This is a genomic window from Ensifer sp. MJa1 (assembly GCF_037026475.1).
Lineage (GTDB): Bacteria > Pseudomonadota > Alphaproteobacteria > Rhizobiales > Rhizobiaceae > Ensifer.
The window spans coordinates 68,747-94,633 of record NZ_JAKUMO010000023.1; the positions used below are offsets into that span (position 1 = coordinate 68,747).

Sequence of the window (25,887 nt, forward strand, 5' to 3'; positions counted from 1 at the left end):
TCGTTGCCGCAGACACGGGAATACTCCGGGGGAACATTCCGGGCCATCGTCCGTTTGCTTCAAGCACAAAGAACGGAGATTGAGCCATGATCAAACGAACCCTCGTTACGGCGCTGGCACTGGCCGCGCTCGCCACAGGCCCGGCCGCAGCGCAGAACTACATCGCGCTCGGCCGTCTCGTCTGCGGTTCGCAAGGCGGCACAGGCATGATCCTGACTTCGACCAAGAACCTCATGTGCACCTTTACCCCCACCAATGGTGGCGCCAAGGCCGTCTATGCCGGCACGATCCGCAAGATCGGCATCGACATCGGCAAGACCGGGAAGAGCACCATGGTCTGGGACGTCTTTGCCAAGACCGGTACGCCGGTCAGCGAATTTGCCCTCGCCGGTGAATACTACGGCGTCGGCGCCGATGCGAGCATGGCCGTTGGCGGCGGCGCCAAGGTAATCGGCGGCGGCAGCAACAAGGCCTTCATGCTGCAACCGGTCAATGTCCAGGTCCAGGAAGGACTAAACGTTGCCGTCGGCATCGACGAACTGACGCTGGCGCCGGCCGGCTAGAGCAGCGCACCGGAAAACCCGCTTTCCATCCGGACCATGCCTTGCCGGACACTCCGCAACAAAACGCCCGCCTTTCGGCGGGCGTTTCAGTGTCGATGGCGCAATCGGCTTTAGGCGTGCAGCGCCTTGACGATGTCTTCGGTCACCTTCTTGGCGTCGCCAAGCAGCATCATCGTGCCGTCCTTGTAGAACAGCGTGTTGTCGATGCCGGCATAACCCGAGCCGAGCGAGCGCTTGACGAAGAGGCAGGTCTTGGCCTTGTCGACGTCGAGGATCGGCATGCCGTAGATCGGCGACGACTTGTCGTCGCGCGCTGCCGGGTTGGTGACGTCGTTGGCGCCGATGACATAGGCGACATCGGCCTGCGCAAACTCGGAGTTGATGTCCTCAAGCTCGAACACTTCGTCGTAAGGCACGTTCGCTTCGGCAAGCAGTACGTTCATGTGGCCGGGCATGCGGCCTGCGACCGGGTGGATCGCGTACTTGACCTCGACACCGGCCGCCTTCAGTTGGTCACCCATCTCGCGCAGCGCATGCTGCGCCTGGGCGACCGCCATGCCGTAGCCCGGCACGATAATCACCTTGGAGGCGTTCGCCATCAGGAAGGCCGCATCGTCGGCCGAGCCCTGCTTGACCGTGCGCTGGACACCGTCGTCACCGCCGGCCGCCGCGGTCTCGCCACCAAAGCCGCCGAGAATGACCGAGATGAACGAGCGGTTCATGCCCTTGCACATGATGTAGGAGAGGATCGCACCGGAAGAGCCTACGAGCGCACCAGTGACGATCAGCGCCAGGTTACCGAGCGTGAAGCCGATGCCGGCTGCCGCCCAACCCGAATAGGAGTTGAGCATCGAGACTACGACAGGCATGTCTGCGCCGCCGATCGGGATGATGATCAGCACGCCGAGCGCCAGCGACAAGGCAACGATCAACCAGAACACGGTGGTGCTCTGGGTGAGCACCAGCATGACCACTAGCACGACCAGCGCGATTGCAAGGCCGGCATTGATGGCGTGGCGTCCCGCAAGCATGATCGGCTTGCCGGACATACGGCCGTCAAGCTTCAGGAAGGCGATGACCGAACCGGTGAAAGTGATCGCGCCGATGGCAACGCCGAGCGACATTTCGACCAGCGCCTGCGCATGGATGTCGCCGAGAGTGCCGATGCCGAAACTCTCCGGCGCATACATGGCAGCGGCCGCCACCATGACGGCCGCAAGACCGACCAGCGAGTGAAAGGCGGCAACAAGCTGCGGCATCGAGGTCATGGCGATGCGACGGGCGATGACGGCACCGACGCCGCCACCGATGGCAAGGCCGAGCACGATCAGGAGGAAGCCGCCGAAGGTGGGCTTGGCAAGCAACAGCGTCGTGACGATCGCGATGCCCATGCCGACCATGCCGTAGGTGTTGCCCTTGCGGCTGGTGGTCGGATGCGAAAGGCCGCGCAGCGCCATGATGAACAGGACGCCGGAAACGAGGTAGAGGAAGGCTGCGAAGTTGGCGTTCATCGGGCCAGCCTCACTTGTCTTTTTTCTTGTACATGGCGAGCATGCGCTGGGTGACGAGGAAGCCGCCGAAAATGTTGACGGCAGCCAGCACCAGCGCAATGAAGCCGAAGCCCGTCGCAAGTCCGGAGGCCGAGATGCCGACGGCAAGCAGCGCACCGACAACGATGACGGAGGAGATCGCGTTGGTGACGGCCATCAGCGGCGTGTGCAGTGCCGGCGTCACCGACCAGACCACGTAGTAGCCGACGAAGATAGCCAGCACGAAGATCGCCAGACGGAAGACGAAGGGATCGATTGCGCCGCCGGTGGCGCCGTGGGCGACGACGCCGGCCGCATCCGGCACGTACTCGGCCGCGGTGCGGACCGCTTCTACCGCCCGGTCGAGATCGGCGAGCGCCTTGTCGAGAAGTTCATTTGCCATCACTTGTCCCCCTTGCTGCCGCCGAAGTTCGGATGCACCACCTCACCGCCATGGGTAAGCACTGTCGCCTTGACGAGCTCGTCTTCCATGTTGAGCGCAAGTGCCTTGGTATCCTTGGTATCCTTGGAAACCATGGTTTCCAGGAAGGTGACTAGGTTCTTGGCATAGAGGCCGGAGGCGGAAGCTGCGATCCGTCCCGGCACGTTCAGGTGGCCAATCACCTTGACGCCGTCGACCTCGACGACCTTGCCGGCTTCGGCACCTTCGACGTTGCCGCCCCGCTCGACGGCAAGATCGACTGCGATCGAACCGGGCTTCATGCTTTTCAGCATGTCACGGCTGACGAGCCGCGGCGCCGGACGGCCGGGGATGAGCGCCGTGGTGATGACGATGTCCTGCTTGGCGATATGCTCGGAGACGAGTGCCGCCTGCTTGGCCTGATACTCCCTGGACATTTCCTTGGCGTAGCCGCCGGCTGTTTCAGCCGCCTTGAATTCCTCGTCCTCGACGGCGATGAACTTGGCACCGAGCGATGCGACCTGCTCCTTGGCGGCCGGACGCACGTCCGTCGCCGAAACCACCGCACCAAGACGGCGTGCCGTCGCGATTGCCTGCAGGCCGGCAACGCCCGCCCCCATGACGAAGACCTTGGCCGCCGGAACCGTGCCGGCCGCGGTCATCATCATCGGCAGTGCCCGGTCATATTCGTAGGCAGCATCGATCACCGCCTGGTAGCCGGCAAGGTTCGCCTGGCTCGACAGCACGTCCATCGACTGGGCGCGGGTGATGCGCGGCATCAGCTCCATCGCAAAGGTGGTGAGCCCGGCCTTGGCCATTTCGGCGAGCGCGGCCTCGTTGCCATAGGGATCCATGATGGCGATGACGATGGCGCCCGACTTGTAGCCGGCGATCTCGGCACTCGAGGGCCGGCGCACCTTCAGGACGACGTCGGCTGCCTTGGCGTCGGCAACCGTGCCGATGCGCGCCCCGACCTTCTCGAATTCAGCGTCCGGAACGCGCGACGGAAAGCCGGCGCCTGCCTCGACGATGACGTCGAAGCCGAGGCCTTTCAGTTTCTTGATTGTGTCCGGTGATGCGGCAACGCGACCCTCGTTCAGATCCGTTTCCTTGGCGACAAAGACAATCTCGCTCACAGGTCCCCCTCCTTGGCCGCAATCGAGCCAAAGCCGGAATGCGGGCATTCTCTCCGACTGCAAAGCGGCCGGCTCGCGAGCGAGCCCGCACGCCCCCATGCGCCAGGAACATTGCCCGGCCACATATTTCCTGGAAGACCGTCCCTCCTGCCCGTGAACCACTAACGCGGCTCATGCAGCACCCTTGCTCGGACACCGCGGGCGGCCAGTCTTCCACTCCCCCCTCACGTCGTGAGGAAAACATGCTCGTGTCGGCTCAGCAGAACCCAGGAGCACCAAGATCTCAAAGCACGGAAACGAACACCGCCGACCCTCCAGTCGACAACATGCTGATCCGTCCGGACTCATTTCCGGCCGCCGATAAGACGCCCGCATGGACGTCCACGGCGCGCTGTGCAAAGCGCCGATTAACGAAGGAAGAAGAAGCCGGCGATGTTGAGAAGGATGAACAGCACGACCGAGGAGAAGAAGCCCATCGTCGTGAAGAAGCCGGCAGCCATGGCGATCAGCAGGGCGACGCAGAAGAGCGTACCGAACTTGGATGCGCTGATGAAAAGATTGTACGTCTTTTCGTGCTCCGGATAGTCCATCGGAGCGCCCATCTCGACCGGTCCAGAATGATGCTCAGCCATCGTTCAAATTCTCCCTGAATGCCACGGAGCGACCCTTTGTCGCCACCGCTCATCAACCTTGATCAAAGCAGGGTTTCCGCGAAAAGCGAACGTAAAAACCCTTGTAGCTGCCCATACACAATGCGCGGGCCGGGTGCAACGAAAACCCGTCCTTTAGCGCTGCATCATGGGGCGATATGCCGCGCCGTGCCATGCGCACGGAGCGCCGCCTTGTAGCGGACTGGCACACCGAGGAGGAGCCTCCTCGGTGGAGACTTCCTTTTAGCGGAAGACCGACATGCGGTAGGAGCGGCCGTAGCCGTTTTGCGCCATGCGTGCAGTGGGAAGGATCGTCAGCGGCGCGAAAGGCACCTCGCTGCGGTCGGCAAACATCATGCGGCGCTCGAAGGGTTCCGAATCGAAAATGGGATATCGATCCAGGATCGACGGCCGCTGGCCCCTGACCTGCGCGACGAGCAGCGCGCCATCGGCGTTGTAAACCCCGAGGTTCTCGCGCTTGGCGACAACCGTCTCGGACGCGAAGATGCGCTTGTAGAAAGCGGCGTGGCGCGGGCGGCAGGCGGTCAGGCAACGGTCGGCGGAAAAGTATTCGCAAGCCATCGCCACCGGACGCAGCGTCAAATAGGGAAGCGCGCGCATCTCGTCGCCGATCACATCCGGATCGACCGCCAGGCGACCGGGATCGACGAGCACCATCCCGGCATCGAGGAAGGCGTCAATCTCCGGACCGAAGATCATGCCCGACGTACTGGCACGATGGTCCGGCGTCACGTGGTGCACACGCACGGTACTGACGAGGCTCTCATCGAGATAGATGCCAAAAACATAAGCGTGGCTATCGAAGTCGAGAGCGTCGACCAGCGTCGAGCCGGTCAACTCCATCAGATTGACGGACTTGTAGGACTTGTAGCGCAGCCGCGCGATGTCCTCCATGTCTTCGCCGGTCTCGACCCGCCGATATTCGACACGATCGAGCAATTGCATCAGCTTTTCAGAAAAACGCCCAGGCTCCGCCTGGGAACTCGACTCACCCATACTCAACACCTCATGGTTAACAAATCGTTAACCTATTGAGAGGAGATGGGGCGGCAACAGCAAAACGGAACAGTTCACCGTTAACTTTTTGTTAACCCTAAAAAATCGTGAACGTATTCGGTTGATTTAGAACGAACTGCACCAAGGCGGAACGCGTTTGCCCCGCAGCATCAGAGGGTTGAGGGGAGCGAAAGCCGCATCAAAAGAGAGCGGAAGAGGGCCCGAAAGGTCAGGCGATACGCTTGCTGGTGGGCTTTACGCCCCGTTTTGGCACACCGTTCTTGCAAAGAGTGGCAATGGCCGAAGCCGGCATGGGGGCCGCAAAGACGAAGCCCTGTATCAAATCGGCACAATTGTGCTCGTTGATAAGCTGCAACTGATCTGCCGTCTCGACACCTTCGACAACGGTGCGCAGACTGAGCGCGTGTGCGAGATTTGCCGTGCCGCGCAATAGCTTGAAGCGGCGCGAATCCTCGCGGATGTTGCGCACGAAGGATCGATCGATCTTGATGATGTCGACCGGCAGCGCATCGAGATAGCTGAGGCTCGAATAGCCAGTACCGAAATCGTCGATGGCGATGGTGATGCCCTGGCCGCGCAGTTCGCGCAAAATGGCCTGTACCTTGAGCGGCTCGTCCATCAGGCAGCTCTCGGTGACTTCCAGATGCAGCCGCGAAGCATCGAGACCGGTCGCCCGAAGCGTTTCGGTCACCATCATTACGATTTCCGTGCTGCGCAGGTCGAGCACCGACAGGTTGACCGAAACGGAAACGTCAGCCGGCCAGTTCATGCAGTCCCGGCACGCCTGGTTAAGAACGAAACGAGTGATTTCGGTCACCAGCCCCAGTTCCTCGGCAAGCTGGATGAAGACGTTCGGCGGCACCGGTCCACGCTCGGGATGCGTCCAGCGCGCCAGCGCCTCGCAGCACTCGACCCGACCGCCGCTTGGCGCGAACATCGGCTGGTAGGAAAGCGTCAGATGGCGCGCATTGATCGCTTCGCGCAGATCGGCCTTGAGCTTCTGGCGGTCGAGGTAGCGCGCGTCCATCTCAACTTCGAAGGCGGTGCAGCCGCCCCGGTTGCGCAGCTTGGTTTCCGATAGCGCCAGATCCGCCTTGATCTGCAGATCTTCGAGCCTGAGGTCGTCGCTTGGTGCGATAACAAAACCGGCACTCATCGTCATGTTGAAGGTGAAGCCGGCGGCCACGTAGGTGCCGCGCAGATCCGTGTGCAGCGCGCGCATCCGCTCTTCCAGGTCACCGGGTTCGGCCCTGTTCGGAAAGAACACGACGAACTCGTCACCCATCAACCGGGCGGCGATTGCATCGGTGCCGGCAAGCGCTTTCAGTCGGCCGGCAATGGCCTGCAGGAGCTTGTCGCCGACGATGTGGCCGCGCATGTCGTTGACGTGCTTGAACTCGGTGACATCGAGAACCATCAGCCCGACGGGCCGGCCTTGCCCGTCGTCACTGCTCACCGCGTTGACGACTAACTCGGCGAAATAGTCGCGGCTCGGCAGTTCCGTCAGCTTGTCGAAACGCACCATGTGCAGGATCTGCTTGTCCGCCTGCACCCGCGCCGTCACGTCCTCGAAGATCAAAACGATATCGCCGTTGTCACGGCGGCTTGCTGAGAACTCGAGATGCAGTTCTTCGCCAACAGGGATGAGCACCTGCGGCCGCCTGCCCTTGAGAAGAAGATCGAGCTGGCGCGAAATGGCCTTGCTCTTGTCCACGTCGAGCCGCATGCGACGCGCACCACGCCGGATCACATCGTCGAGCAACCAGCCCTTGAGCTCCGCCCTGTCGCCGAGAGCCAGAAGTGCACAGGCTCGCTCGTTGGCGACGACGACCCGGCCGTCGCCATCGAGCATGAACAGACCGTGGGTCATGTTGTTCAGCGCCGCGTCGAACTGCCCGGCAATGGTCGCGATCTCGCGTGCGGCCAGCACATTCTCATAGAGAAACGCGCGCACATTGTTGGCCATCATCCAGGTCGAAAGGATGAAAGGCAGGATCAGCACGGCAAGCGCCAGCATGTACACGTCCTGCAGCGTGATCAGGCCGACGACGATCGGCAGGCATGCCGACGACGACAGGAGAAGTACGGCGCGCTCGGAGCCATAATTGCGCCCGACAAGCGAAATCATCGAGGCGAGCGTAACCGAGATGGTGGCGAGCTCGGAAAAGGAATCCTGGCTGACTGCAATGGCATAACCACAGGCGATGCCGCAGGTGAGCGTCACGCTGACGCCGCCGACGATGTAGCGGTTCTCCCACTTGCGGACCATGGCGCGGTCGGCATTGGAGAAGTCCTGCCGGTCGAAGCGCGCCATGTCGAGGTTGCGCAACGCCCAGAGCACGAAGATCACGCCGGAGCAGGTGAGATAAAGCGGATCGGTGGTCTTGAAGTAGACGAGCAGAAACGTCACGACATGCGAAAGCATGCCGATCACCAGCGTATTGCGATGTTCGTAGAGCGAGCTCACGGATGACAGATACACGTCAGTCGGAAGAGCGCTCTGTCCAAGTCGCATCATGAACCAAGCTCCGGTTTACCGGATTGTTAGGGGTGATGACTTAACGAATGATTTCGTCTAACGCCCCGAAAAATGTATCGAATCCCAGAAAATCGAAGGGTTGGCGGCCGATAGACCCGAGAGTTCAACTCAACAGTGCGAAGGCGCCGAACATTACTCGAATTCTGCAACCAAACATAGGCATCCGCACAAGAAAAAGGCTCAGCTGCAACTACCACAATTCTACTGTTCTGGCGGATAAACCCGAACTAGCGTGTGCGATGGTTACCAGTTCTTGAAGAATTACCTGCGATTTCCTGCCGTTTTTGGCTCGCACGCGTTGCCGCAACGGACCGCGGTTGCGCAGCAATCGCGCTCACCACCTTCCCAGTTGACTTTCATCCGCATCTGAAGGCAAGGCTTTTCTTAAGCGTCTTACGGAGCCTGATGATGTCGAAACCTGTCGTTGCCATCCCCTGCGATTTCCGCGAATTCGACGGCAATGTCTGGCATGTCGTTGCCCATCAATATGTCCGCGCCGCCGTCGAGGGTGCCGGCGTCATGCCCTTCCTGGTTCCCGCGCTCGAAACCGGCAACGACATCGACGAGATCCTCGACCGCGTCGATGGTGTGCTCGCAAGCGGCGCCCGCTCCAACGTTCACCCCTCGCTTTACGGCCGCGAAGCCAAGGACAGTGACGGCCCCTTCGACCCGGGCCGTGATGCCACCAGCCTGCCGCTCATCACTCGGGCATTGGAGCGCGGCGTGCCGCTGCTCGCCATCTGTCGCGGCATCCAGGAGCTGAACGTCGCACTTGGCGGCACGCTTGCCAGCGAGATCCAGGACCAGCCGGGCATCTGGGACCATCGCAAACCCGACGTGAAGGAACTGGACGTCGCCTACGGCATCCGCCAGGACGTCATCGTCAAGGAAGGAAGCTGCCTGGCACCCGTGCTTGGCGCCGGCCGCATCCGCGTCAACTCGCTGCACCGCCAGGCGATCGGCGCCACGGCGCCGCGTCTCGCGGTCGAAGCGGTTGCCGATGACGGCACGATCGAAGCGGTTTCGGTGATCGGTGCCAAGGCCTTTGCCGTCGGCGTGCAATGGCATCCGGAATACTGGGTGCGCACCGACACACCTTCAGCAAGCCTGTTCAAGGCCTTCGGCGACGCCGTCAGGACCTACGCCGCCGGCCGCCTGGCAGCCTGACGCCGCAGTGCTTCATCGCCGCCCGAACCGGCCGGCGCCCACCTCAGGCAATCGAAACTTCAGGCTCCACGTCGTGTGAACGGCGTCTCCGGTACTGGCGTCAGCGCCTTGCCGGTTTCAAACCAGGCCGCAATGTTGTCAGCGACGAGGTCTGCCATAGCGTTGCGGGTCGCGACGGAAGCCGACGCGACGTGCGGCAGCAGGGACACGTTCGGCAGTGCCATCAACGCCTCAGGCACCTGCGGCTCGTTCTCGAAGACATCAAGGCCGGCGCCGGCGATCACGCCCGTCCGAAGCGCCTTGATCAGCGCCGGTTCGTCGACGGTCGAGCCACGACCGACATTGATCAGCACGCCGTTGCTGCCGAGTGCGGAAAGCACCTCGTCATTGACCGTGCGCTGCGTCACCTCGGTGCCGGGCACGATGACGACGAGCGTATCGACCGCGGCGGCAAGCCCGGCCAGCGTCGGATGATAGGCATAAGCAAGGCCCTCGCGCGGGCTGCGGGTATGATAGGCGATCGAAACGCCGAAGGCTTCGAGCCTCTTGGCGATGGCAAGGCCGATGCGCCCGAGTCCGTAGAGACCGACCGTTCGCCCGCGCAGCGAAAGCGGCGACAGCGGGAACGCACCCTCTCGGCTCCAGCGCCCCCGGCGCAGCCATTGCTCGGCCTGCGGCAACTGACGCAAGGTGTTGAGCAAGAGGCCGATCGCCGTATCGGCAACCTCTTCGGTCAGCACGTCGGGCGTGTTGCTGACGGTTATGCCTTTGGCGGCCGCGTGACCGACTTCCACACCGTCGTAGCCAACGCCGAAATTGGCGATGATCTCAAGCTGCGGCAAGGCATCCATCAGCGCGGCGGGCACGCGTCCGGAAACGGCGATGGCCCTGACATCCTGCATCTGCGCGCTCACCGGCACCGGATCGGCACTTTCGATCCTGACGACCTCGAACCGCTCCGCGAGCCGATCGATGACCCTCTGGTTGATCTTTCCGGGCACGAGGACGCGAATGCGGGTCGCAGACATGGGGACTTCCTGTCGGGTAGATGGGCCTTAGGCGATGACCCGCAAGGGGCCGGTCGATTGCCGGATGCGCATTTCCGGCTTGATCAGGTGGATACCATCCGGCTCGTGGCTGCCGGAAAGCTTGTCGAGGAGCGCGCGGGCAGCACTGCGGCCGACATCGGCCTGGCCGTTCCACACGGTCGTCAGCGCCGGCGTCGCGATCGACGCCTCCTCCAGATCGTCGTAGCCGGTGACGGAGATATCGACGCCGGGAACGAGACCGGCACGCGCGATGCCGTTCATCATTCCGATCGCCACCAGGTCGTTCCAACAGACGACGGCCGTCGGCTTCTGCGGCAGGGAGAGCAGGTGCACGGCGGCCTCGAAGCCGCCCTGCTTGGTACGCGGGCCGGGGATGCGCAGTTCCGGATCGACGTCGATATTGGCCTTGCGCAGTGCGTTGACATAGCCCTGATAGCGGTCACGGCCCGTCGACGTCTGGTCGGTGCCGCCGACCATGGCAATGCAACGATGACCGAGACCGATCAGGTGGTTGGTTGCAAGCGAGATGCCATAGGCGTCATCGCCGCGGAAAATCGGAATGTCCACGCCCTCGATCGAACGGGCAATCAGGATCGCCGGCATGCCGTTGTCTTCGGCAAGCTGGATGTCCTCCAGCGGCGTGCCGATGGCCGGTGACATGATCACGCCGTCGCCGCCGAGCTGCAGCAGCGTCTCGATGAAATCGCGCTGCTTGTCGACGGAATCGTAGTGGTTGGAGAGGATGAAGGTCTGCTTGTCGCGATCGAGTTCGGCCTCGATCGCCTTCAGGATCTCGCCGTAAAACGGGTTCATGATGTCGTGCACGACGACGCCGATGATGCCCGAGCGGGAGGTCCGCAAGCTGGCGGCGCGGCGATTGTAGATGTAGCCGAGCGCGCGCGCCTGTTCCTTGATCTTGTCGCGGGTGACGGTCGCCACCAAGGGACTGTCGCGCAATGCCAGGGATACCGTTGCCGTCGAAAGACCGAGTGTCTCTGCGATCGTCGATAGCTTGACCTTCTGCGCCACGATGCCCCCTGTAAGCCCTGTTTCGCCCCCGGGCTGCATCACCCCGGCGATCGGATCCGGCCGGGACGTGCAGCAAATCTGCGGCGACTTTCGCGCATTTCCAGTGGACGCGCGGACGCCTTAATTTAAATCCCTTTTAAACTGTTTAAATCGCCGCCGCAATATGCTGCAAGCAAGGCTCAATCGGCCCCGCGCGCGGCCTGGAGATTGCTGTCGACAGCGCGCAGCAATTTCATCAGCGTGCGCACCTGCTTGTCGGTCAAACCGCGCGTTGCCAGTTTTTCCGAGTGCTGGCCGGCTTCGGCGATGGTTTGCAGGCGGTTTCGCCCCGGCTCGGTCAGATAGACCTTGGTGAGCCGTGCGTCGTCCTCATCCGGGCGACGCTCGAGAAAGCCCTGGGCCTCCATGCGGCCAATCGTACGCGTCATGGTCGGCGCCTTGACCCCGAGTTTGGCAGCCAACCCGCCGGCCGTCAGGCCATCGGTTTCGGCCAACGCCAGCATCACGCCATCCTGCCCGGCGTAAAGCCCGCTTTCGAGCAGGTTGCGGGAGAGCACGGTGCGCATGGAGCGCGCAGCCTGAACAAGGATCGCTGCAAGATCGTGCGGCTCGGCCAGGAACTCCTCCTTCTCCAGGAATTCATCCTTCCTCTTGCCGTTCTTGGCTTTCTTTTCGGCCTTGTTCTTCTTGCCCATTGGACCTCCTGCCGAATCCCGTCTCACACTCTTATAACAATACAGCTTGCGATTACGAACTGTATGACTCAAATAACATTTTTACGACAATTGACGTGGAGGATCGAAGAGATATGTCGATGCCCAGGCCGCGATGGCAGGACAATGCGACCGATCTTCCAGCCGCTGCCCGGCGTGACTGGATCGCGGTGCTGCCGCTTGGAGCCCATGAACAGCATGGGCCGCACCTGCCGTTCGAAACCGACACCCTGATCGCCGAGGGCATCGTCCAGCGCACGATCGCCGCCATGCCCGCCGGCTTGCCGGTGACCTTCCTGCCGGTCGAGCCGGTTGGCTATTCGATCGAACACATGGACGTGGCCGGCAGCCGGACGCTCGCTTACGACGAGGCCGTTCGCCGTTGGCTCGCCATTGCCGGCGACCTTCATGGCCTCGGCATTCGCAAGCTGGTGATGCTCAACGCCCATGGCGGCAATTCGCCGTTGATGACGGTCGTCACCACCGAGACGCGCGTGCGCTTCGACATGCTGGCAGTCGCGACGAGCTGGACCCGCTTCGGTCAGCCGGACGGATGGATCGCGCCTGAGGACAAGGCCCTCGACATCCACGGTGGCGATATCGAGACGTCGGTGATGCTGGCGCTCCATCCCGACAAGGTCGACATGGCGAAGGCTCAAGGCTTTACGTCGCGACAGCAAGAGTTTGCCGCGCGCTTCAAGCATCTGCGCGCCTACGGCCCGCATGCCTTCGGCTGGAAAATGCGCGATCTCAACGTCGAGGGTGTTGCCGGCAACGCCGCCGCCGCGACGGCCGCACGCGGCGAGGCCCTGATCGCCCACGCGGTCGCGGGGTTTATCGAATTGCTGGAAGACGTCAGGGACTTTGATCCCGCCGACCTCGTTTGACGACGCCCGCGGCAGAACACGGCAAACACTTTGTTTGCGCTTTTGCGCTATCAGATGCCTGAACCCCGAAGGCGTAGGGCAGAGAAACCCATGGCGAAGATCATCGCGCTCGGCGCCTATTTCTACCAGGCCGTCATCGCCTTCGGCCTGTTGATCATCGTCGCCCATTGGCTGGCGCCGGCCGACTACGCCAGCTACTCGCTGTTCATCTCGATCTGCCAGTTTGCAGCGATAGCCGCCTTCGAATGGGTGCGCTTCGCCTGTACGCGCTTCTATCCCGGACCAGACAAACAAAGCGAGGCGGCTGAACGTCATACCATTCTGGTAGAGGCCACCGCTTGCGCCGTCCTGTGCCTGATCGCGGCCGGGGTGTCCCCGCTCTTCGGAGTGCCGCCCGTCGTTGCCCTCGTTGGCGGCCTCGTTTCGATCGCGCAGGGCGGCAGCGACCTGCACCTTACGATGTTGCGGTTCCGCCAGGATTTTCGCGCCTTCTCCCTGCTGCAGGGCTCGCGCGCCACCATTCTGGCCGCCGGAACGCTCGCCGGAGCATTGGTGTCGCCGATTTTCCTTTCGACTGTCACGGGCCTGCTCGCCGGTTATGCCGTTTATGGCCTGCTCGCCGTCCTCCTGTCGCGCCGGTTGGTCGCGCGCCCCTCCGCCAGCCTCGATGGCGCCCGCATTCGCAAGCATCTCGTCTATGGCAGCGTCTCGGCCGGGGCCGCGACTGCGGCCATGTTCGCGCCGCTCGCCCTGAAGGCGATCTTCACCTCCGCTCTCGGCCCGACGGGCGCCGCCGGCGCGCTGCTCGCGCTCGACCTCTTGCAGCGGCCCTTCGTGCTGATTGTCTCCGCGCTCCAGGCGATCCAATATCCGGAAATCGTCGCGGCACACGACCGGGCAAGCGACCGCGCAGACCTCCCCCGGCGGCTCGGGCACTACTACGCGCTTCTGGCGAGCTTTGCGCTGATGATGGCAGCCGGTATCTTCGCGGTCCTGCTGCCGGCCACCTGGCTGGTCATCAGTCCGGATCTGCGGCAGGCCTTCCTCGCCACCGCCCCCTTCATCATTGTGCTCTCGCTGGTGCGGACACTGACGCAAATCATGCTGCCAACGCCGCTGCACCTGAAGCAACGGCTCGCGCTCATCCTGCTGCTTGCCGTCACAGACTGCCTGCTCCTGAACCTTGGAGCCGCTGCGGCCCTCCTTGCCGCCGGTCCAAGTGGAGCAGCACTGGCATTCGGCAGTGCCGTCGGCGCATTCCTCGCAGCCCTGTTCGGCCTGCGCCTGATGTCGGCCCTTCCGTTCGATCTCTCCTGGCCGCCAGTGCTTCTGGCCGCCGCCGGGCTGGCTGCGACAGCCTTCGCCTTCACCGCCAGCGGCGACACCAGCTATGGGACGATCGGCGCCGGCATCCTCGTCGGCGGCTTTCTCTGCCTGCTGGCGCTCAACCAATTGCGGCTGATGCTGCTGGCACCGCGAGCGACCCGCGCCTAGACGATAAGAGAAACTGCACGAATTTGCAGTTAGATGCGGCCAAACCAGCGGAGAATGCGTCATGAACATCGTCGTCGGCATAGCGACAGCGGGCCGCCGCGAGATTCTCTCGGAAACACTCTTGCACCTGACGCGGCAGGCACGGTTGCCGGATGCAGTGCTGATCTGCCCAAGCACGGCCGAGGACATCGACGAGAACAGGCTCGGCACCCTTCCCCTCAAGATCCGCATCATCAAGGGCGACAAGGGTTCGAGCGCGCAGCGCAATGCGATCCTCGATCAGGCGGTAACCGCCGATCTGGTCGTCTTCTTCGATGACGATTTCCTGCCGCGCAACGACTTTCTTGCCGAGGCCGAACAGTTGTTTCAGCAAGGGACGGATATCATTGTGGCGACAGGCCTGGTGCTGGCCGACGGTATTCATGGCCCCGGGATCTCGATCACCGACGCCGAGGCAATCCTCGACGGCGATGCCGGAGCGCGACCTGGCGACAACATGCGCCCGGCCTTCAATGCCTATGGTTGCAACATGGCCTTCCGCATGTCGGCAATCGCGGCCGAACGCACCCGCTTCGACGAGCGCCTGCCGCTCTATGGCTGGCAGGAGGACGTCGACTTCTGCCGACGCCTGGCAAAGCGCGGCCGGATCGTGAAGTCACCCGCGCTCCGCGGCGTTCATCTCGGCAACAAGCGCGGCCGCACATCGGGTCTGCGCTTCGGTTATTCGCAGGTCGCCAACCCGCTTTATCTCCGTAAGAAAGGCACCGTCGGGCTCAAATGGGCTTTGCGGCTGATGGGCGGCAACCTCGCCGCCAACATCCTTGGCAGCCTCAAACCACAGGGCCTTGTCGACCGACGTGGCCGTCTCAAGGGCAACCTGATCGCATTTTCCGATCTTGCCCGCGGCCGTCTCGACCCGGTGCGCATCCTCAATCTTTGATCGGCAGCACGGTGGGTTTCAGGTTTGTTGAGCCGCAAGCAGGTTCAGCAGCACCACGGCACTTCCGTCCCAGGAGAAGCGCCTGGCATTCTCGATGCCGGCATGGGTCAGTTCACGTCGCAAGGTCGCATCGGCCGTAATCGACCGCATCGCCTCAACCAGGGTGTCCGTTTTCAAGGGATCGAAGTAGCGCACCGCATCGCCGCAGGCCTCGCGCACCGGTGGGATATCGGCGGCCAGCACCGGGCACCCTTGCGTCATCGCTTCGAGCGGCGGAATACCGAACCCTTCGTAAAGGCTCGGAAAGACGAAGGCGACGGCGCGGCGCTGCAGCCCGGCGATCTCCGCGTCGGTCAGGCGTCCGGGAAAGATCAGGTTGCCCTTCGACGTCGGGGCGATGTCGCGAAACACCGTCGGATCCGTGCCGCCGACGACGACGAGCTTGTGGCCGCTGGCGCCGAGCGCCTCGAAGGCGCGCACCGCGAACTCGACGTTCTTGTTGGGCTTCAGCGTGCCAACGAGCAGGAAGAAGGGCGTATCGGCAAGCCCGAGTCGCGCAATGACGCCATGATCCGGCTGGAGTGCCGCAAAATGGTCGGTCGCGTTGTAGATGACGTCGATGCCGGCAGCCGGCACGCGGAAGACATCGGCGAGTTCTCGCCGCGAGAAATTCGAGACCGTGCCGATTTTTGCCCGTCTTGTGAGGACGAAGCCAAGGGCGCCGTGGAACAGCCGGTAGCCGCGGCCGAACGAGGCCGGATCGCGAAACAGGGTGACGTCGTGGATCACTACGATCTGGTCGCCATGCAGCACCGGGCCGCTACCGCCGAAGCCGATGAGTGTGTCGCGGCGCGCACGCCAACAAAGTGGTCCCTGCTCCCAGACATGGCCCGGGCCGGACCCGAAACGCTCGACCGATATCGCCTTGAGACCGAGATCGTCAACCGCCTTCTTGGGGGCGAGCAGCCGCCAGTGCGCATCCTTCAGCGCATGCGGCACTTGGCCGGAGGCGATGCGCGCGTCGAGCGCCTTGGTCATCTCGCGGGCAAAGCGCTGCACGCCGGTAAGCGACTGGGTCAGGAACCGGCCGTTGATGGAAATCGTCTTCACGCTGGAGCCCCTTCGATGTGCCCGCACTCTCGCCGATTTTGATGAAAGGACGGTTATCGGCAGCCACGGCGACCGGTGCTCCGGGCCGCCAAAATCGCCCTCGGCATTTGCGCATCGGCGCCGCATCTCCTATATGAAGCGCAACTAGGATGCCCCGCTCCCGCATCCGGAAATCCCAGAGGTTCCCATGACCGAAACATCCCCGCAGAAGCCGATCCCCGTCACCGTGCTCACCGGCTATCTCGGCGCCGGCAAGACGACGCTCCTGAACCGTATTCTCAGCGAGAACCACGGCCGCAAGTATGCCGTCATCGTCAACGAATTCGGCGAGATCGGCATCGACAACGACCTGATCGTGGAATCCGACGAGGAAATCTACGAGATGAACAACGGCTGCGTCTGCTGCACCGTGCGTGGCGACCTGATCCGCGTGGTGGAAGGCCTGATGCGCCGCCCCGGCCGCTTCGACGCGATCATCGTGGAAACGACGGGCCTTGCCGATCCGGTTCCGGTCGCCCAGACCTTCTTCATGGACGACGACGTGCGTGCCAAGACCGAGCTCGATGCTGTCGTGGCTCTGGTCGACGCCAAGCACCTGCCGCTTAGGCTGAAGGACAGCCGCGAGGCCGAAGACCAGATCGCCTTTGCCGACGTCGTGCTACTCAACAAGACCGACCTGGTCACACCTGAGGAACTGGAGCGCATCGAGGCGACAGTGCGCGTCATCAATCCGTCGGCCCGCATCTACCGGACCCAGCGCTCGGACATCGATCTCGCCAAGGTCCTCGACCAGGGCGCCTTCAACCTCGAAAAGGCGCTGGAAAACGATCCGCACTTCCTCGACCAGGACGATCACGAACACGATCACACCTGCGGCCCGGACTGCGGCCACGATCATCATCATCACCACCATGATCACGATCATCATGATCATGACCACGATCACGACCATCATCACCATCACCACGACGCGCCCTCGCCGATCCATGACGTGACGGTGCAGTCGATCTCGCTGCGTGGCGGCGAGATGAACCCGGACCGCTTCTTCCCCTGGATCCAGAAGATCACCCAGACGGACGGCCCGAACATCCTGCGCCTGAAGGGCATCATCGCCTTTGCCGGCGACGCCGAGCGTTATGTCGTCCAGGGCGTGCACATGATCATCGAAGGCGATCACCAGCGCGCATGGAAGGAAGGCGAGAAGCGCGAAAGCCGCCTCGTCTTCATCGGCCGCGACCTCGACCGGGAGAAACTCGAGCGCACGTTCAAAGCCTGCGAGGCGCAGCCGAACTGATGCCGACTGTCGCTCCCCTCGATCTCGAAGGTCACGTCGTCGGCGTGGCCTTTCTCAAAGGTGTCCCCTTCTTCGCCGAAGCCACCGGCGCCATCCACCGCCTCGACCTTGGCCACAAGACGACGGAGGTCCATGAGGGCCTCTTGTCGCTGGTCGTCGACGAAGCAAACGACACGCTGCTGACCGGTGGTGAAGATGGCAAGGTGATGCGCACGGCCGCCGACGGCACGACGTCGCTGGTCGCCGAAGCGCCGCGCAAATGGATCGCCCAGGTTGCCGCCGGACCGCAAGGGGCGGTGGGTTATGCCTATGGCAAGACCACCCATGTGCGGCTTGCCGATGGCACGACAAAGGAATTTGCCGAGGAACGCACCGTCGAGGGCCTCGCCTTTGCGCCGAAGGGGCTGCGCATTGCCGCGGCGCGCTATAACGGCGTGTCTCTGCATTGGGTCGGCACATCCGGCCAGCCGATCGATCTCGACTGGAAGGGCGCCCATACCGGCGTCACCTTCTCGCCCGATGGCCGCTTCCTCGTGACCACCATGCAGGAAAACGCGCTGCACGGCTGGAAACTCGATGCCAAGCCCGGCGCGGAAGCGCGGCACATGCGCATGACCGGCTATCCCGCCAAGGTGAAGTCGCTCTCCTGGTCTGCCAAGGGCAAGTGGCTCGCCTCCTCGGGGGCACCAGCCGCCATCGTCTGGCCCTTCCAGGGCAAGGACGGCCCGATGGGCAAGGCGCCGCTCGAACTCGGCACCCGCGCCGACATCATGGTGACCTCCGTCTGCTGCCATCCGGCCGAAGACATCGTCGCCATCGGCTATCAGGACGGCATGATCCTCGGCGCCCGCTTTGCCGACAGCAAGGAAGTGCTGCTCCGCCGCCCCGGCAAGGGCGCGATCACGGCCATGGCCTGGAACAAGGACGGCAAGCAGTTGGCCTTCGGCTCGGCCGAAGGCGACTGCGGTGTCGTCGACATCGCCGGATGACGGGTGGCCAATGACCGCATTGATTGAGACGCAACACTATGCCGGCGCGCTTGCCGATCCGCTCGCTGATGGCGAGGTCTGGACCGTGGTGCGTGCGCAAGCGCATGCGCTCGCCTTGCGTGAGCCGGTCATGGCACCGGCCCTGAAGCCGATCATCGATGCCGGATCCAATGCCGAACTGTTGGCCGGGGTCCTCGCGGCGCCCCTCGCCGTCGCAAGTGTCGACGAACGGTCGCTTGCACAGCTGCTCGCCGAGGTGTTCAGCGCCAACCCGCAGATCCTGCTTGCAACCGAAGCCGATCTCCGGGCGGTGAAAGAGCGCGATCCCGCCTGCCCAGGGCTCATGCACGTCCTCCTGAATCTCAAAGGATTCCAGGCGCTGCAGACCTACCGTGCCGCCCATCAGTTGTGGTTTGATGGCCGCAAGGAAGTCGCCGCCTGGCTCTCGAACCTCGCCTCACTGGTCTTCGGGCCTGACATTCACCCGGCCGCCTGCATCGGCAAGGCGGTGATGCTCGATCACGGCTCGGGCATCGTCATCGGCGAAACCTCGGTTATCGAAGACCAGGTCTCGATCCTGCAGAACGTCACGCTCGGCGGCACCGGCAAGGAAACCGGCGACCGCCACCCGAAGATCCGCCGCGGCGTGATGATCGGCGCCGGCGCCAAGATCCTCGGCAATATCGAGGTCGGCGCCTTCAGCAAGGTCGCGGCCGGCAGCGTCGTCCTGAAGCCCGTTCCACCGCGCACGACCGTCGCAGGTGTCCCGGCAACGGTCGTACGCATCCACCGCGTCGACGAGGTGCCGGCGGCCGAAATGGACCAGACGATCGTCTGATCCATCGACACCTGCCTCAGATCTTCGCCCGCATCAGATCTTCACCAGCGCCGCGGTCACATACATGAAGGCCGCACCGCTCGCGAGGCCGGCCAGGACGGGCGGCGTCAGGAACACATCGCGCCCGCGCTCGCTCTGGCGCATCAGGTAGGCGCCGACTTCGACGATCACCTGCAGGATTGCGCCAGCACCGACCGCCAGCGCCAGCGCCGACCATTGCGCTGAAGTCGCAAGGCTGCCGAGCCACATGCCGATGACAGCCGGTCCGCCGGCAAGCAGCGTCAACCCGACGAAGGACCACAAGGTTGGCCGCTTTTTCAGGATCGGCGCGGCAATGCCGATGCCTTCGGTGACGTTGTGAAGGGCGAAGCCGAGCACCAGGAAGGTGCCGAGCCCCGCCGATCCCGCTGCAAAGGCGGCACCGATCGCCAGCCCCTCGCCGAGGTTATGGAGACCGATCCCGAGCGCGATGTAGGTGGAGAGCGCCAGCCCGGCCGGCGCGCCATTTCTTCGGCCGACGGCCATCAGCAGGAGGAAGCTGCTCAGCCCCCCTAGCACCACCATGACCGGCCCCTGGAAGATCGCCGCCGCCTCGCCGGCAAGCTCCAGCGCCTCGGCGCTGGCATCAACGAAGAGGAAGCCGAGCAGGCCGATCGTCAGTGACAACAGAAAGGCCATGCCCTCTCGCCCGACACTTCGCAGCACCGGATAGAACATCAGCCCCACGGCAACGGGGAGAATACCGACGATGATGCCGACCACGGCCTGCAGCCGCAATTGACCTGGCGTCGCCTGCGGTGTCGGCACGGCCACGGCAATGTCATGGGCGAAGGTCGCGCCGGTGTTGGTCAGCACCTTCACCGCATGGGCTTCGCCGAGCATCCACGGGAACGGCAAGTTCAGCCATGCCGCCTTGCCGCGCGCGATCGGGCCTGGTGGATCCTGGGTAAACTGCCAATAGGCGTCGTCCACCTGAACTTGCGCCACACTCATCGGCTCCGAACCGCCGGCGCGAACAAGCAGACGCAGGCCGCTGTCGTCGAGCACCGTCCTTTCAAAGGTCAGGTTCTCGATCGGCGGCGCGCCATTGCGGAAACCGACAAGCGGGTCGGTCGACAGGATCCAGGCAACGGCGATACCAAAGGCGAGCAGTGGCAGCGCCAGCCATACCAGGTTTGTCCTTGCCGCGCGGATTGCGGTCCTCGGCAGCATCTCGTTCATGCCAGCGCCTCCACGACATCGAACATGCCGACCCAGCCAAGTTCGGTGAATTCGGTCTGGTGCGGATGGAACATGTAAAGCCCGGGTTCGTGTTCGGCGAAGGTGAACTCGAGAATGCCGCGCTGCGCCTGGCACTGGGTGATGAGATCGACCGTCCTCAGCGTCGGCGTCAAGGTCGTGCCCTGGTCGTAGTAGTCGAAGAAATTGGCGTGCAGGTGGAACGAGTTGATAGGGTCGAACTCGATGACATTGACCAGATAGATGCGCACCGGCTTGCCGCGCGCGATCTTGATCGGCTTCTTCATGAAGGCATGGGCAACGGTGTTGACCGCGTAGACCTCGTTCTCGGCATCGAAATTGGTGTCGAAGGCGTTCATCACCATCACCATTTCCTGCCAGCCGGCATTCTCGGGCGTGCCGAGCAGCCGGGACCGGGCGACATCGGCATGGTCAGGATGGCGCTTCGGGTCGGGGTCGATGACGAACGCGCCATACATGCCCTTGTGGAGGTGCCGGCGCAGCGGCATGGCGTGGCAATGGTAAAGGTGGCAGCCGAAAGGCTTGGCATCGAACTCGTAGACGAACTCCTCGCCCGGATCGACCATGCCGGCGCCGGGCACGCCGTCCATGCGCGCCGCATGAATGCCGTGGAAATGGATCGAGTGCGGGTGCGAGGCATAGTTGCGGAAGACGATTCTCAGCCGCTCGCCTTCCTTGGCCCGAAGCGCCGGTCCTGGTACGCGGCCGTTATAGGTCCAGGCGGGAAACGAGATGCCCGGCGCAATTTCGATGTCGCGATCCTCCGCCGTCATCTCGAAGGTGCGCAGCGTCCGGCCGTCCGGCAATGTCGATACCGTGCCTGTCTCCCAGTCGGTCAGCATCTCGGTCGGGTCGAAGCCGTTGGCAGTGCTGTCGACGTCGCCGACCGTCATCATCGCGCCATGCCCCATCGACGACATCGGTGCTGAAGCCCCTGCCCCCGTCTGTGCAGCGTGGCTGCCGTGGGCCGCTTGCTGCTGGCCGAGCGCTCCGCTGGTGCAGATCGCAGTCCCGCCGGCAGCCGCCAATCCGCCCATCAGCAGGCTTCTGCGGCGAAGCAGGTCCAGTCTTGTCGGCTTGTCCATCCTTGCCCTCTCTCCAACGACCGGCGTTCAAGCCGGCGGCGGTCCGCACCCCACCATGCAGCACGCGCGTCCTGCGACTGATTCGCAACAATAGCAATAATGCAAATGCAACTCATTCGCAACTGGATCAAGGAACGCGCTGTGATCCTGGTTAACGGGCAGAGCAACGCCACGAGATCCGGTGCTCAAAGGCAACGTCCCCGAAAGCCGTCGCTTCGGGGACGTTGAGCAGCAGATGAACGAGAGAAACCTTTGCGGCGAACACCGAGCGCGTGGTGCTGCCAGCGCCGACATCACCACTCGAGTTCGAGTTGCGGCCGACCGTTCGAGGTCTTCTCGACCGTTCGGCCCGTTTCGTCCACGGTGGCGACGACCCGTTGGCGAAAGGCGGAAAAACTCTCGAAGGTGACGACGTCGACCGGTTCGTCGAATTTCATCGTCAGGCGGAAGCGCCCCGGCTGCGCAGCAATGGCCTGCACACCCAGAATCTCGCCTTCAAAGGGCTGGCCGAGATAGTGGCCCTTCACCCGCGATCCGAGCATCCAGGGATTGAACGGCGGCCGGTTGCCGACGGCGGCGTGAAGTGTATTCCAGTCGCGATAGCCGTACTGGGCAGCGATCAGTTCGAGCGAGCGGGAATGGCTGATGGTTTCACCCTCCTGGCCGAGCCGGGCGCGCAGGCGCTTGGCCTGGTCCTTCAGGGCGTCGAGAGAAGGCAGCGTGGATGATCCGCGCGTCATGAGATGGTCTCCTGCAGCGGCATGCCAGTTGAAGATGGGAGCCCGCATTGCCACCGGTTCGCATGCCGTTTCGGCTGACCGTGTCTCATAAATAGGGCTTCACCAAAGCATGACGCTCGCGGACGGCAGGGGCCCTTGCCCTGCACTTCCATAGGAGATGCCACCCGCACTGTCAAACCTGGTCAGGAAACGGAGTGACAGGTGCCCCCCGTAAGCGCCTGCGCAAACGTCGCTTGCCGGCGACAGATCCAGACGGAAAGACGATTGCACTGACGCGGAAGCTGTGGAACGACTACCTTGAGTAGAGGGAGGACATCATGACCGAAATGACCATTCTCGCATTCGCCTTCGTTGCCTTCATCGGCATTGCGACACCCGGCCCGACCGTGTTGCTCGCGCTCACCAACGGCTCGCGCTACGGCGTGAGACGCGCGACTGCCGGCATGATCGGCGCGGTGCTCTCCGACTTCGTGCTCATCGGCGCCGTCGCCCTCGGTCTTGGCGCGCTTCTGGCTGCATCCGAATTCTGGTTCACCGTCGTCAAATGGCTGGGTGCCGCCTATCTCGCCTTTCTCGGCATCATGCTGTTGCGCTCCAAGGGGACGGTCCAGGTCGCAGGCGAAGGAGAAGGCTTGGGCAAGCCGGTCTCATCGGTTGCCATCTTCCTCAAGAGCTTCCTGGTGGCTGTCACCAACCCCAAGGGCTATTTGTTCTTCACCGCCTTCCTGCCGCAGTTCATCGATCCCTCCCTGCCGCAGGCGCCGCAATATGCTGTCCTCGCCCTGGTTTTCGCGTCTGTCGATCTTGTGGTGATGTTCGGTTATGCGCTGCTCGGATCGCGCGCCACCGCCTTCCTCAAGCGCTCCGGAGCAGTCTGGCTCGACCGTATCTGCGGCGGAGCGCTGTTGGCGCTGGCGGGCTCGCTGGCGCTCTATCGCCGCGCGACCGCCTGACATGCTGCTTCGCCAGTCCGTTCTTGCCGGCATTGCCGATGGCAGCGTGACGCTCGCCTTCCGCCGCTGGACAAGGCCCACCGTCAGGGCTGGTGGCACGTTGCTGACCGCGATGGGCGTTCTCGCCATCGATGCCGTCGACGAGATCGAGGAGAGCGCGGTCACCGACGACGAGGCCGAGCAGGCTGGTTTTGCCGATCGCGCCGCGCTCTTGAAGGAGCTTGCCTTGCGGCCGGAGGGACGCTGTTATCGCATCGCCTTGCGCCGCATCGGCGACGACCCGCGCCTGACATTGCGCGACGCAGCCACGCTGAGCGACAGGGAACGCACCGAGATCCACCGCAAGCTTGACGCCTTTGACCGCAGCACGGGCATGGCCTGGACCCATCCGGTGTTGCGGCTGATCGCCGACCACGACAGAACGACAGCAGCCGAACTGAGCGCCGCCGTCGGCATGGACAAACTCAAGCTCAAGGCGCGCATCCGCAAACTGAAGGAGCTCGGCCTGACCGAGAGCCTGAGCGTCGGCTACCGCCTGTCGGCGCGCGGTCGCTCCTATCTTGACGGCAATTGACCACGCTGCCTGCCTGCAGTTGCATGTCCGGCGCGGCTGTGGGACGAGTGGCCACCAATCCGCAGCGAGGAAACAGACATGATCGGTTACACGATGGTAGGGACGACGGATCTCAGGCGCGCGGAGCGTTTCTACGATCCGGTGATGGCGGTGATCGGTCAGGAACGCTGCTATTGCGATGAGCAGGTGTCCTCCTGGGGGCGCAAGGACAATGACAAGGCGCCGCGTTTCTTTGCCTGCTACCCTTTCGACAATGGGACCGCCTCCGTCGGCAACGGCGCCATGACCGCCTTCCTGGTGGAAAACGCCGGGTTGATCGACCGCATGTTCGAGATCGCGATTGCGGGCGGCGGTAGCGACGAGGGAAAGCCGGGCTTCCGGCCCCAGTATGGCGAGGGTTTCTATGCCGCCTATGTGCGCGACCCGGATGGCAACAAGCTCGCCTTCGTCTGTTATGACGCCCGCAAGACGGGCAGCGCCTAACGCCCGGTTGCCCAGCCGAACCAGATCGCCACGGCGGCAAGCATCAATGCGAGCGCCCGTCGCACCAGCCGTTCATGCGACGGGGAATTGAGCATCGGCTCCAATGTCCCTGCCAAGAGCACGATTGCCGCATGCACCGCCGTCGCAACCCCGACATAGATCGTTGCAAGCGTCAGGTTCTGTGGCAAGAGCGGTCGCGTGTCGTCGACGAAGGTCGGCAACACGGTGACGAAGAACAAGGCCGCTTTCGGATTTGAGCAGGTTGGTGATCAGGCCACGCCGGAAGTAGAAGAAGGCGGGCTTGCCGGCCGGCCCAACCTCCTCCGCCTCGCCGCGCCAAGCGTCGAAGGCAAGATAAAGCAGGAAAGCGACGCCGCCCCAGCGAAGCGCCCCGTAGAGCGCGTCCGATTGGCCAACGAGCTCGGCAACCCCCAGGGCGGCAGCAAAGCCCACTAGGGCCATGCCGAGCGCCACGCCGGCCACGGTAGCGAGGCCCGGGCGACGGCCCTCGGAGGCGGCGACCATGGCAAGGTAGGCCATGTTGGGCCCCGGCGTCAGTTCGATGATGAAGGATGTCAGCAGGAAGGGCAGCAGGGTCGCAGCGCCGAGAATGAACGGATCCATGCGGGGGACTTCCATCCGCGTATACGGGGTCTGGCCCGAGAGAAGAGGATCGCAACGCCACCTGTCAAGAAGATCGTCGCAGCCGCAGATGCGTGCCCCCTCACCAATCACGGCGGACCGATGAGGGAGCAGCGAAAAATCCGCCTCCGCAGGGTTGGAGACGGAAAAGCGTCAGGCGGCGCGACGCACCGGCGGCATTGCGAGCTTGCGACCGCTCGCGACGATCAGGCCGGCAGCACCTTCAAGCCAGTTGTCCGTCAGCTCCAGCGCCAGGAACCGGTCACGCTCGAACGGCCCGGGCATGACGAGGTGCTGCGTGCGGCTGGTAAAGAAGCCGAAGCGCTCGTAGTAAGCGGCGTCGCCGACGAGCAGGATTGCGCCATGTCCGCGGTTCTTGGCCTCGGCGATCGCCGCGCGCATCAGCATGCCGCCGATGCCCTTGCCTTCATGATCCGGATCGACGGCAAGCGGGCCGAGCAAAAGCGCCGGCACGGCATGGCCCTCTCGGCCGACGCCGGCCTCGACGTTCCAGAGCCGGACGGTGCCGATGACGTGGCCGTCGATATCCCGGGCGACGAAGGCAAGACCTTCGGCCGGCAGCCGGCCACTGCGCAGCTTTTCCGACGACTTGCGGCGGCGCTCCGGCCCCATGGCACGGTCGAGCAGGGTCTCGCGAGCGACGACATCGCCCGGATTTTCGGCATCGATTACAAAAGTGGTGGGCGCAAAGAATGCGCGCAGGGCGTCAACAACAGCGGCCATCGGGGCCTCCCGTCATCAAA

26 protein-coding genes and 1 pseudogene are annotated in these 25,887 nt (G+C 63.5%); 11 read left to right on the forward strand and 16 right to left on the reverse strand.

The features are described 5' to 3' along the window. The first annotated feature begins 86 nt into the window (after positions 1 to 86). The gene (locus MKZ91_RS25380; RefSeq protein WP_336173801.1) at positions 87 to 563 is read left to right on the forward strand and encodes a DUF992 domain-containing protein; all 477 of its coding nucleotides are present in this window, start codon (positions 87 to 89) and stop codon (positions 561 to 563) included. Between the two features lie 110 nt (positions 564 to 673). Here MKZ91_RS25380 and MKZ91_RS25385 read toward each other — a convergent pair whose 3' ends face one another. The 6 genes from MKZ91_RS25385 to MKZ91_RS25410 form a co-directional block, all read right to left on the reverse strand. Beyond that, positions 674 to 2,074 (reverse strand): NAD(P)(+) transhydrogenase (Re/Si-specific) subunit beta, encoded by a 1,401-nt coding sequence (locus MKZ91_RS25385; RefSeq protein WP_336173802.1) that lies wholly within the window; start codon positions 2,072 to 2,074, stop codon positions 674 to 676. 10 nt (positions 2,075 to 2,084) lie between these two features. Further along, a complete protein-coding gene (locus MKZ91_RS25390) occupies positions 2,085 to 2,495 on the reverse strand; it encodes an NAD(P) transhydrogenase subunit alpha (protein WP_336173804.1) in 411 nt (136 codons plus the stop codon). After that, on the reverse strand, positions 2,495 to 3,649 hold the full coding sequence (locus MKZ91_RS25395; protein ID WP_336173806.1) for a Re/Si-specific NAD(P)(+) transhydrogenase subunit alpha: 1,155 nt from the start codon (positions 3,647 to 3,649) through the stop codon (positions 2,495 to 2,497). Before MKZ91_RS25395 ends, MKZ91_RS25390 begins: the two co-directional genes overlap by 1 nt. A 407-nt stretch (positions 3,650 to 4,056) precedes the next feature. Next, a complete protein-coding gene (locus tag MKZ91_RS25400; protein ID WP_336173808.1) occupies positions 4,057 to 4,281 on the reverse strand; it encodes an aa3-type cytochrome c oxidase subunit IV in 225 nt (74 codons plus the stop codon). Positions 4,282 to 4,542: 261 nt separating this feature from the next. Beyond that, positions 4,543 to 5,316 (reverse strand): N-acyl amino acid synthase FeeM domain-containing protein, encoded by a 774-nt coding sequence (locus MKZ91_RS25405; RefSeq protein ID WP_336173809.1) that lies wholly within the window; start codon positions 5,314 to 5,316, stop codon positions 4,543 to 4,545. Between the two features lie 229 nt (positions 5,317 to 5,545). Continuing rightward, complete coding sequence (locus MKZ91_RS25410) at positions 5,546 to 7,855, reverse strand: putative bifunctional diguanylate cyclase/phosphodiesterase (RefSeq protein ID WP_336173811.1); 2,310 nt, start codon at positions 7,853 to 7,855, stop codon at positions 5,546 to 5,548. A 429-nt stretch (positions 7,856 to 8,284) separates the two neighbouring features. Between MKZ91_RS25410 and MKZ91_RS25415 the strand changes: the two genes are divergently transcribed. Continuing rightward, positions 8,285 to 9,043: a gamma-glutamyl-gamma-aminobutyrate hydrolase family protein gene (locus MKZ91_RS25415; RefSeq protein WP_336173812.1), complete on the forward strand. Its 759-nt coding sequence runs from the start codon at positions 8,285 to 8,287 to the stop codon at positions 9,041 to 9,043. 59 nt (positions 9,044 to 9,102) lie between these two features. On the opposite strand, the gene MKZ91_RS25420 is transcribed toward MKZ91_RS25415, so the two are convergent. From MKZ91_RS25420 to MKZ91_RS25430, 3 genes are all read right to left on the reverse strand, one after another. Further along, a complete protein-coding gene (locus tag MKZ91_RS25420; protein WP_336173813.1) occupies positions 9,103 to 10,071 on the reverse strand; it encodes a 2-hydroxyacid dehydrogenase in 969 nt (322 codons plus the stop codon). 27 nt (positions 10,072 to 10,098) lie between these two features. Next, the gene (locus tag MKZ91_RS25425; protein ID WP_336173814.1) at positions 10,099 to 11,121 is read right to left on the reverse strand and encodes a LacI family DNA-binding transcriptional regulator; all 1,023 of its coding nucleotides are present in this window, start codon (positions 11,119 to 11,121) and stop codon (positions 10,099 to 10,101) included. 179 nt (positions 11,122 to 11,300) lie between these two features. Continuing rightward, the gene (locus tag MKZ91_RS25430; protein WP_336173816.1) at positions 11,301 to 11,816 is read right to left on the reverse strand and encodes a MarR family winged helix-turn-helix transcriptional regulator; all 516 of its coding nucleotides are present in this window, start codon (positions 11,814 to 11,816) and stop codon (positions 11,301 to 11,303) included. A 113-nt stretch (positions 11,817 to 11,929) separates the two neighbouring features. Here MKZ91_RS25430 and MKZ91_RS25435 point away from each other — a divergent pair, with 113 nt between their 5' ends. The 3 genes from MKZ91_RS25435 to MKZ91_RS25445 all read left to right on the forward strand — a co-directional run bounded on the left by MKZ91_RS25435 (position 11,930) and on the right by MKZ91_RS25445 (position 15,155). Beyond that, positions 11,930 to 12,721 (forward strand): creatininase family protein, encoded by a 792-nt coding sequence (locus tag MKZ91_RS25435; RefSeq protein ID WP_336173818.1) that lies wholly within the window; start codon positions 11,930 to 11,932, stop codon positions 12,719 to 12,721. Between the two features lie 90 nt (positions 12,722 to 12,811). After that, positions 12,812 to 14,215: a hypothetical protein gene (locus MKZ91_RS25440; RefSeq protein WP_336173820.1), complete on the forward strand. Its 1,404-nt coding sequence runs from the start codon at positions 12,812 to 12,814 to the stop codon at positions 14,213 to 14,215. A gap of 61 nt (positions 14,216 to 14,276) precedes the next feature. Then, entirely contained in the window at positions 14,277 to 15,155 is an 879-nt protein-coding gene (locus MKZ91_RS25445) for a glycosyltransferase family 2 protein (protein ID WP_336173822.1), read from the forward strand. Between the two features lie 18 nt (positions 15,156 to 15,173). Here MKZ91_RS25445 and MKZ91_RS25450 read toward each other — a convergent pair whose 3' ends face one another. Continuing rightward, positions 15,174 to 16,265, reverse strand: a complete 1,092-nt coding sequence (locus MKZ91_RS25450; protein WP_336173823.1) for a glycosyltransferase family 4 protein — start codon at positions 16,263 to 16,265, stop codon at positions 15,174 to 15,176. A 187-nt stretch (positions 16,266 to 16,452) separates the two neighbouring features. Here MKZ91_RS25450 and MKZ91_RS25455 point away from each other — a divergent pair, with 187 nt between their 5' ends. The 3 genes from MKZ91_RS25455 to cysE are packed head-to-tail and all read left to right on the forward strand — an operon-like array spanning position 16,453 to position 19,386. After that, positions 16,453 to 17,559 (forward strand): CobW family GTP-binding protein, encoded by a 1,107-nt coding sequence (locus MKZ91_RS25455; RefSeq protein ID WP_336173824.1) that lies wholly within the window; start codon positions 16,453 to 16,455, stop codon positions 17,557 to 17,559. Beyond that, on the forward strand, positions 17,559 to 18,548 hold the full coding sequence (locus MKZ91_RS25460) for a WD40 repeat domain-containing protein (RefSeq protein ID WP_336173825.1): 990 nt from the start codon (positions 17,559 to 17,561) through the stop codon (positions 18,546 to 18,548). Before MKZ91_RS25455 ends, MKZ91_RS25460 begins: the two co-directional genes overlap by 1 nt. A 10-nt stretch (positions 18,549 to 18,558) precedes the next feature. Beyond that, a complete protein-coding gene (gene cysE, locus MKZ91_RS25465; protein WP_336173827.1) occupies positions 18,559 to 19,386 on the forward strand; it encodes a serine O-acetyltransferase in 828 nt (275 codons plus the stop codon). A gap of 33 nt (positions 19,387 to 19,419) precedes the next feature. On the opposite strand, the gene MKZ91_RS25470 is transcribed toward cysE, so the two are convergent. From MKZ91_RS25470 to MKZ91_RS25480, 3 genes are all read right to left on the reverse strand, one after another. After that, complete coding sequence (locus tag MKZ91_RS25470; RefSeq protein ID WP_336173828.1) at positions 19,420 to 20,607, reverse strand: ZIP family metal transporter; 1,188 nt, start codon at positions 20,605 to 20,607, stop codon at positions 19,420 to 19,422. Further along, the gene (locus MKZ91_RS25475; RefSeq protein WP_336173830.1) at positions 20,604 to 21,731 is read right to left on the reverse strand and encodes a multicopper oxidase domain-containing protein; all 1,128 of its coding nucleotides are present in this window, start codon (positions 21,729 to 21,731) and stop codon (positions 20,604 to 20,606) included. Before MKZ91_RS25475 ends, MKZ91_RS25470 begins: the two co-directional genes overlap by 4 nt. 293 nt (positions 21,732 to 22,024) lie before the next feature. Beyond that, positions 22,025 to 22,471: a glyoxalase superfamily protein gene (locus MKZ91_RS25480; RefSeq protein ID WP_336173831.1), complete on the reverse strand. Its 447-nt coding sequence runs from the start codon at positions 22,469 to 22,471 to the stop codon at positions 22,025 to 22,027. 317 nt (positions 22,472 to 22,788) lie between these two features. On the opposite strand from MKZ91_RS25480, the gene MKZ91_RS25485 reads away from it, so the two are divergent. The 3 genes from MKZ91_RS25485 to MKZ91_RS25495 all read left to right on the forward strand — a co-directional run bounded on the left by MKZ91_RS25485 (position 22,789) and on the right by MKZ91_RS25495 (position 24,481). Further along, entirely contained in the window at positions 22,789 to 23,424 is a 636-nt protein-coding gene (locus MKZ91_RS25485; RefSeq protein WP_336173833.1) for a LysE family translocator, read from the forward strand. A 1-nt stretch (position 23,425) separates the two neighbouring features. Beyond that, a complete protein-coding gene (locus MKZ91_RS25490) occupies positions 23,426 to 23,998 on the forward strand; it encodes a winged helix-turn-helix transcriptional regulator (RefSeq protein ID WP_336173834.1) in 573 nt (190 codons plus the stop codon). A gap of 78 nt (positions 23,999 to 24,076) precedes the next feature. Continuing rightward, a complete protein-coding gene (locus MKZ91_RS25495; protein WP_336173835.1) occupies positions 24,077 to 24,481 on the forward strand; it encodes a VOC family protein in 405 nt (134 codons plus the stop codon). Here the strand turns inward: MKZ91_RS25495 and MKZ91_RS25500 are convergent. The 3 genes and pseudogenes from MKZ91_RS25500 to MKZ91_RS25510 form a co-directional block, all read right to left on the reverse strand. Further along, on the reverse strand, positions 24,478 to 24,705 hold the full coding sequence (locus tag MKZ91_RS25500) for a hypothetical protein (RefSeq protein WP_336173857.1): 228 nt from the start codon (positions 24,703 to 24,705) through the stop codon (positions 24,478 to 24,480). The two genes, MKZ91_RS25495 and MKZ91_RS25500, sit on opposite strands and share 4 nt — an antisense overlap. A gap of 91 nt (positions 24,706 to 24,796) precedes the next feature. Continuing rightward, positions 24,797 to 25,120: pseudogene (locus MKZ91_RS25505) on the reverse strand (LysE family translocator); the annotation flags it as partial. A 156-nt stretch (positions 25,121 to 25,276) separates the two neighbouring features. Then, positions 25,277 to 25,867 (reverse strand): GNAT family N-acetyltransferase, encoded by a 591-nt coding sequence (locus MKZ91_RS25510; RefSeq protein WP_336173836.1) that lies wholly within the window; start codon positions 25,865 to 25,867, stop codon positions 25,277 to 25,279. Positions 25,868 to 25,887 lie beyond the last annotated feature (20 nt).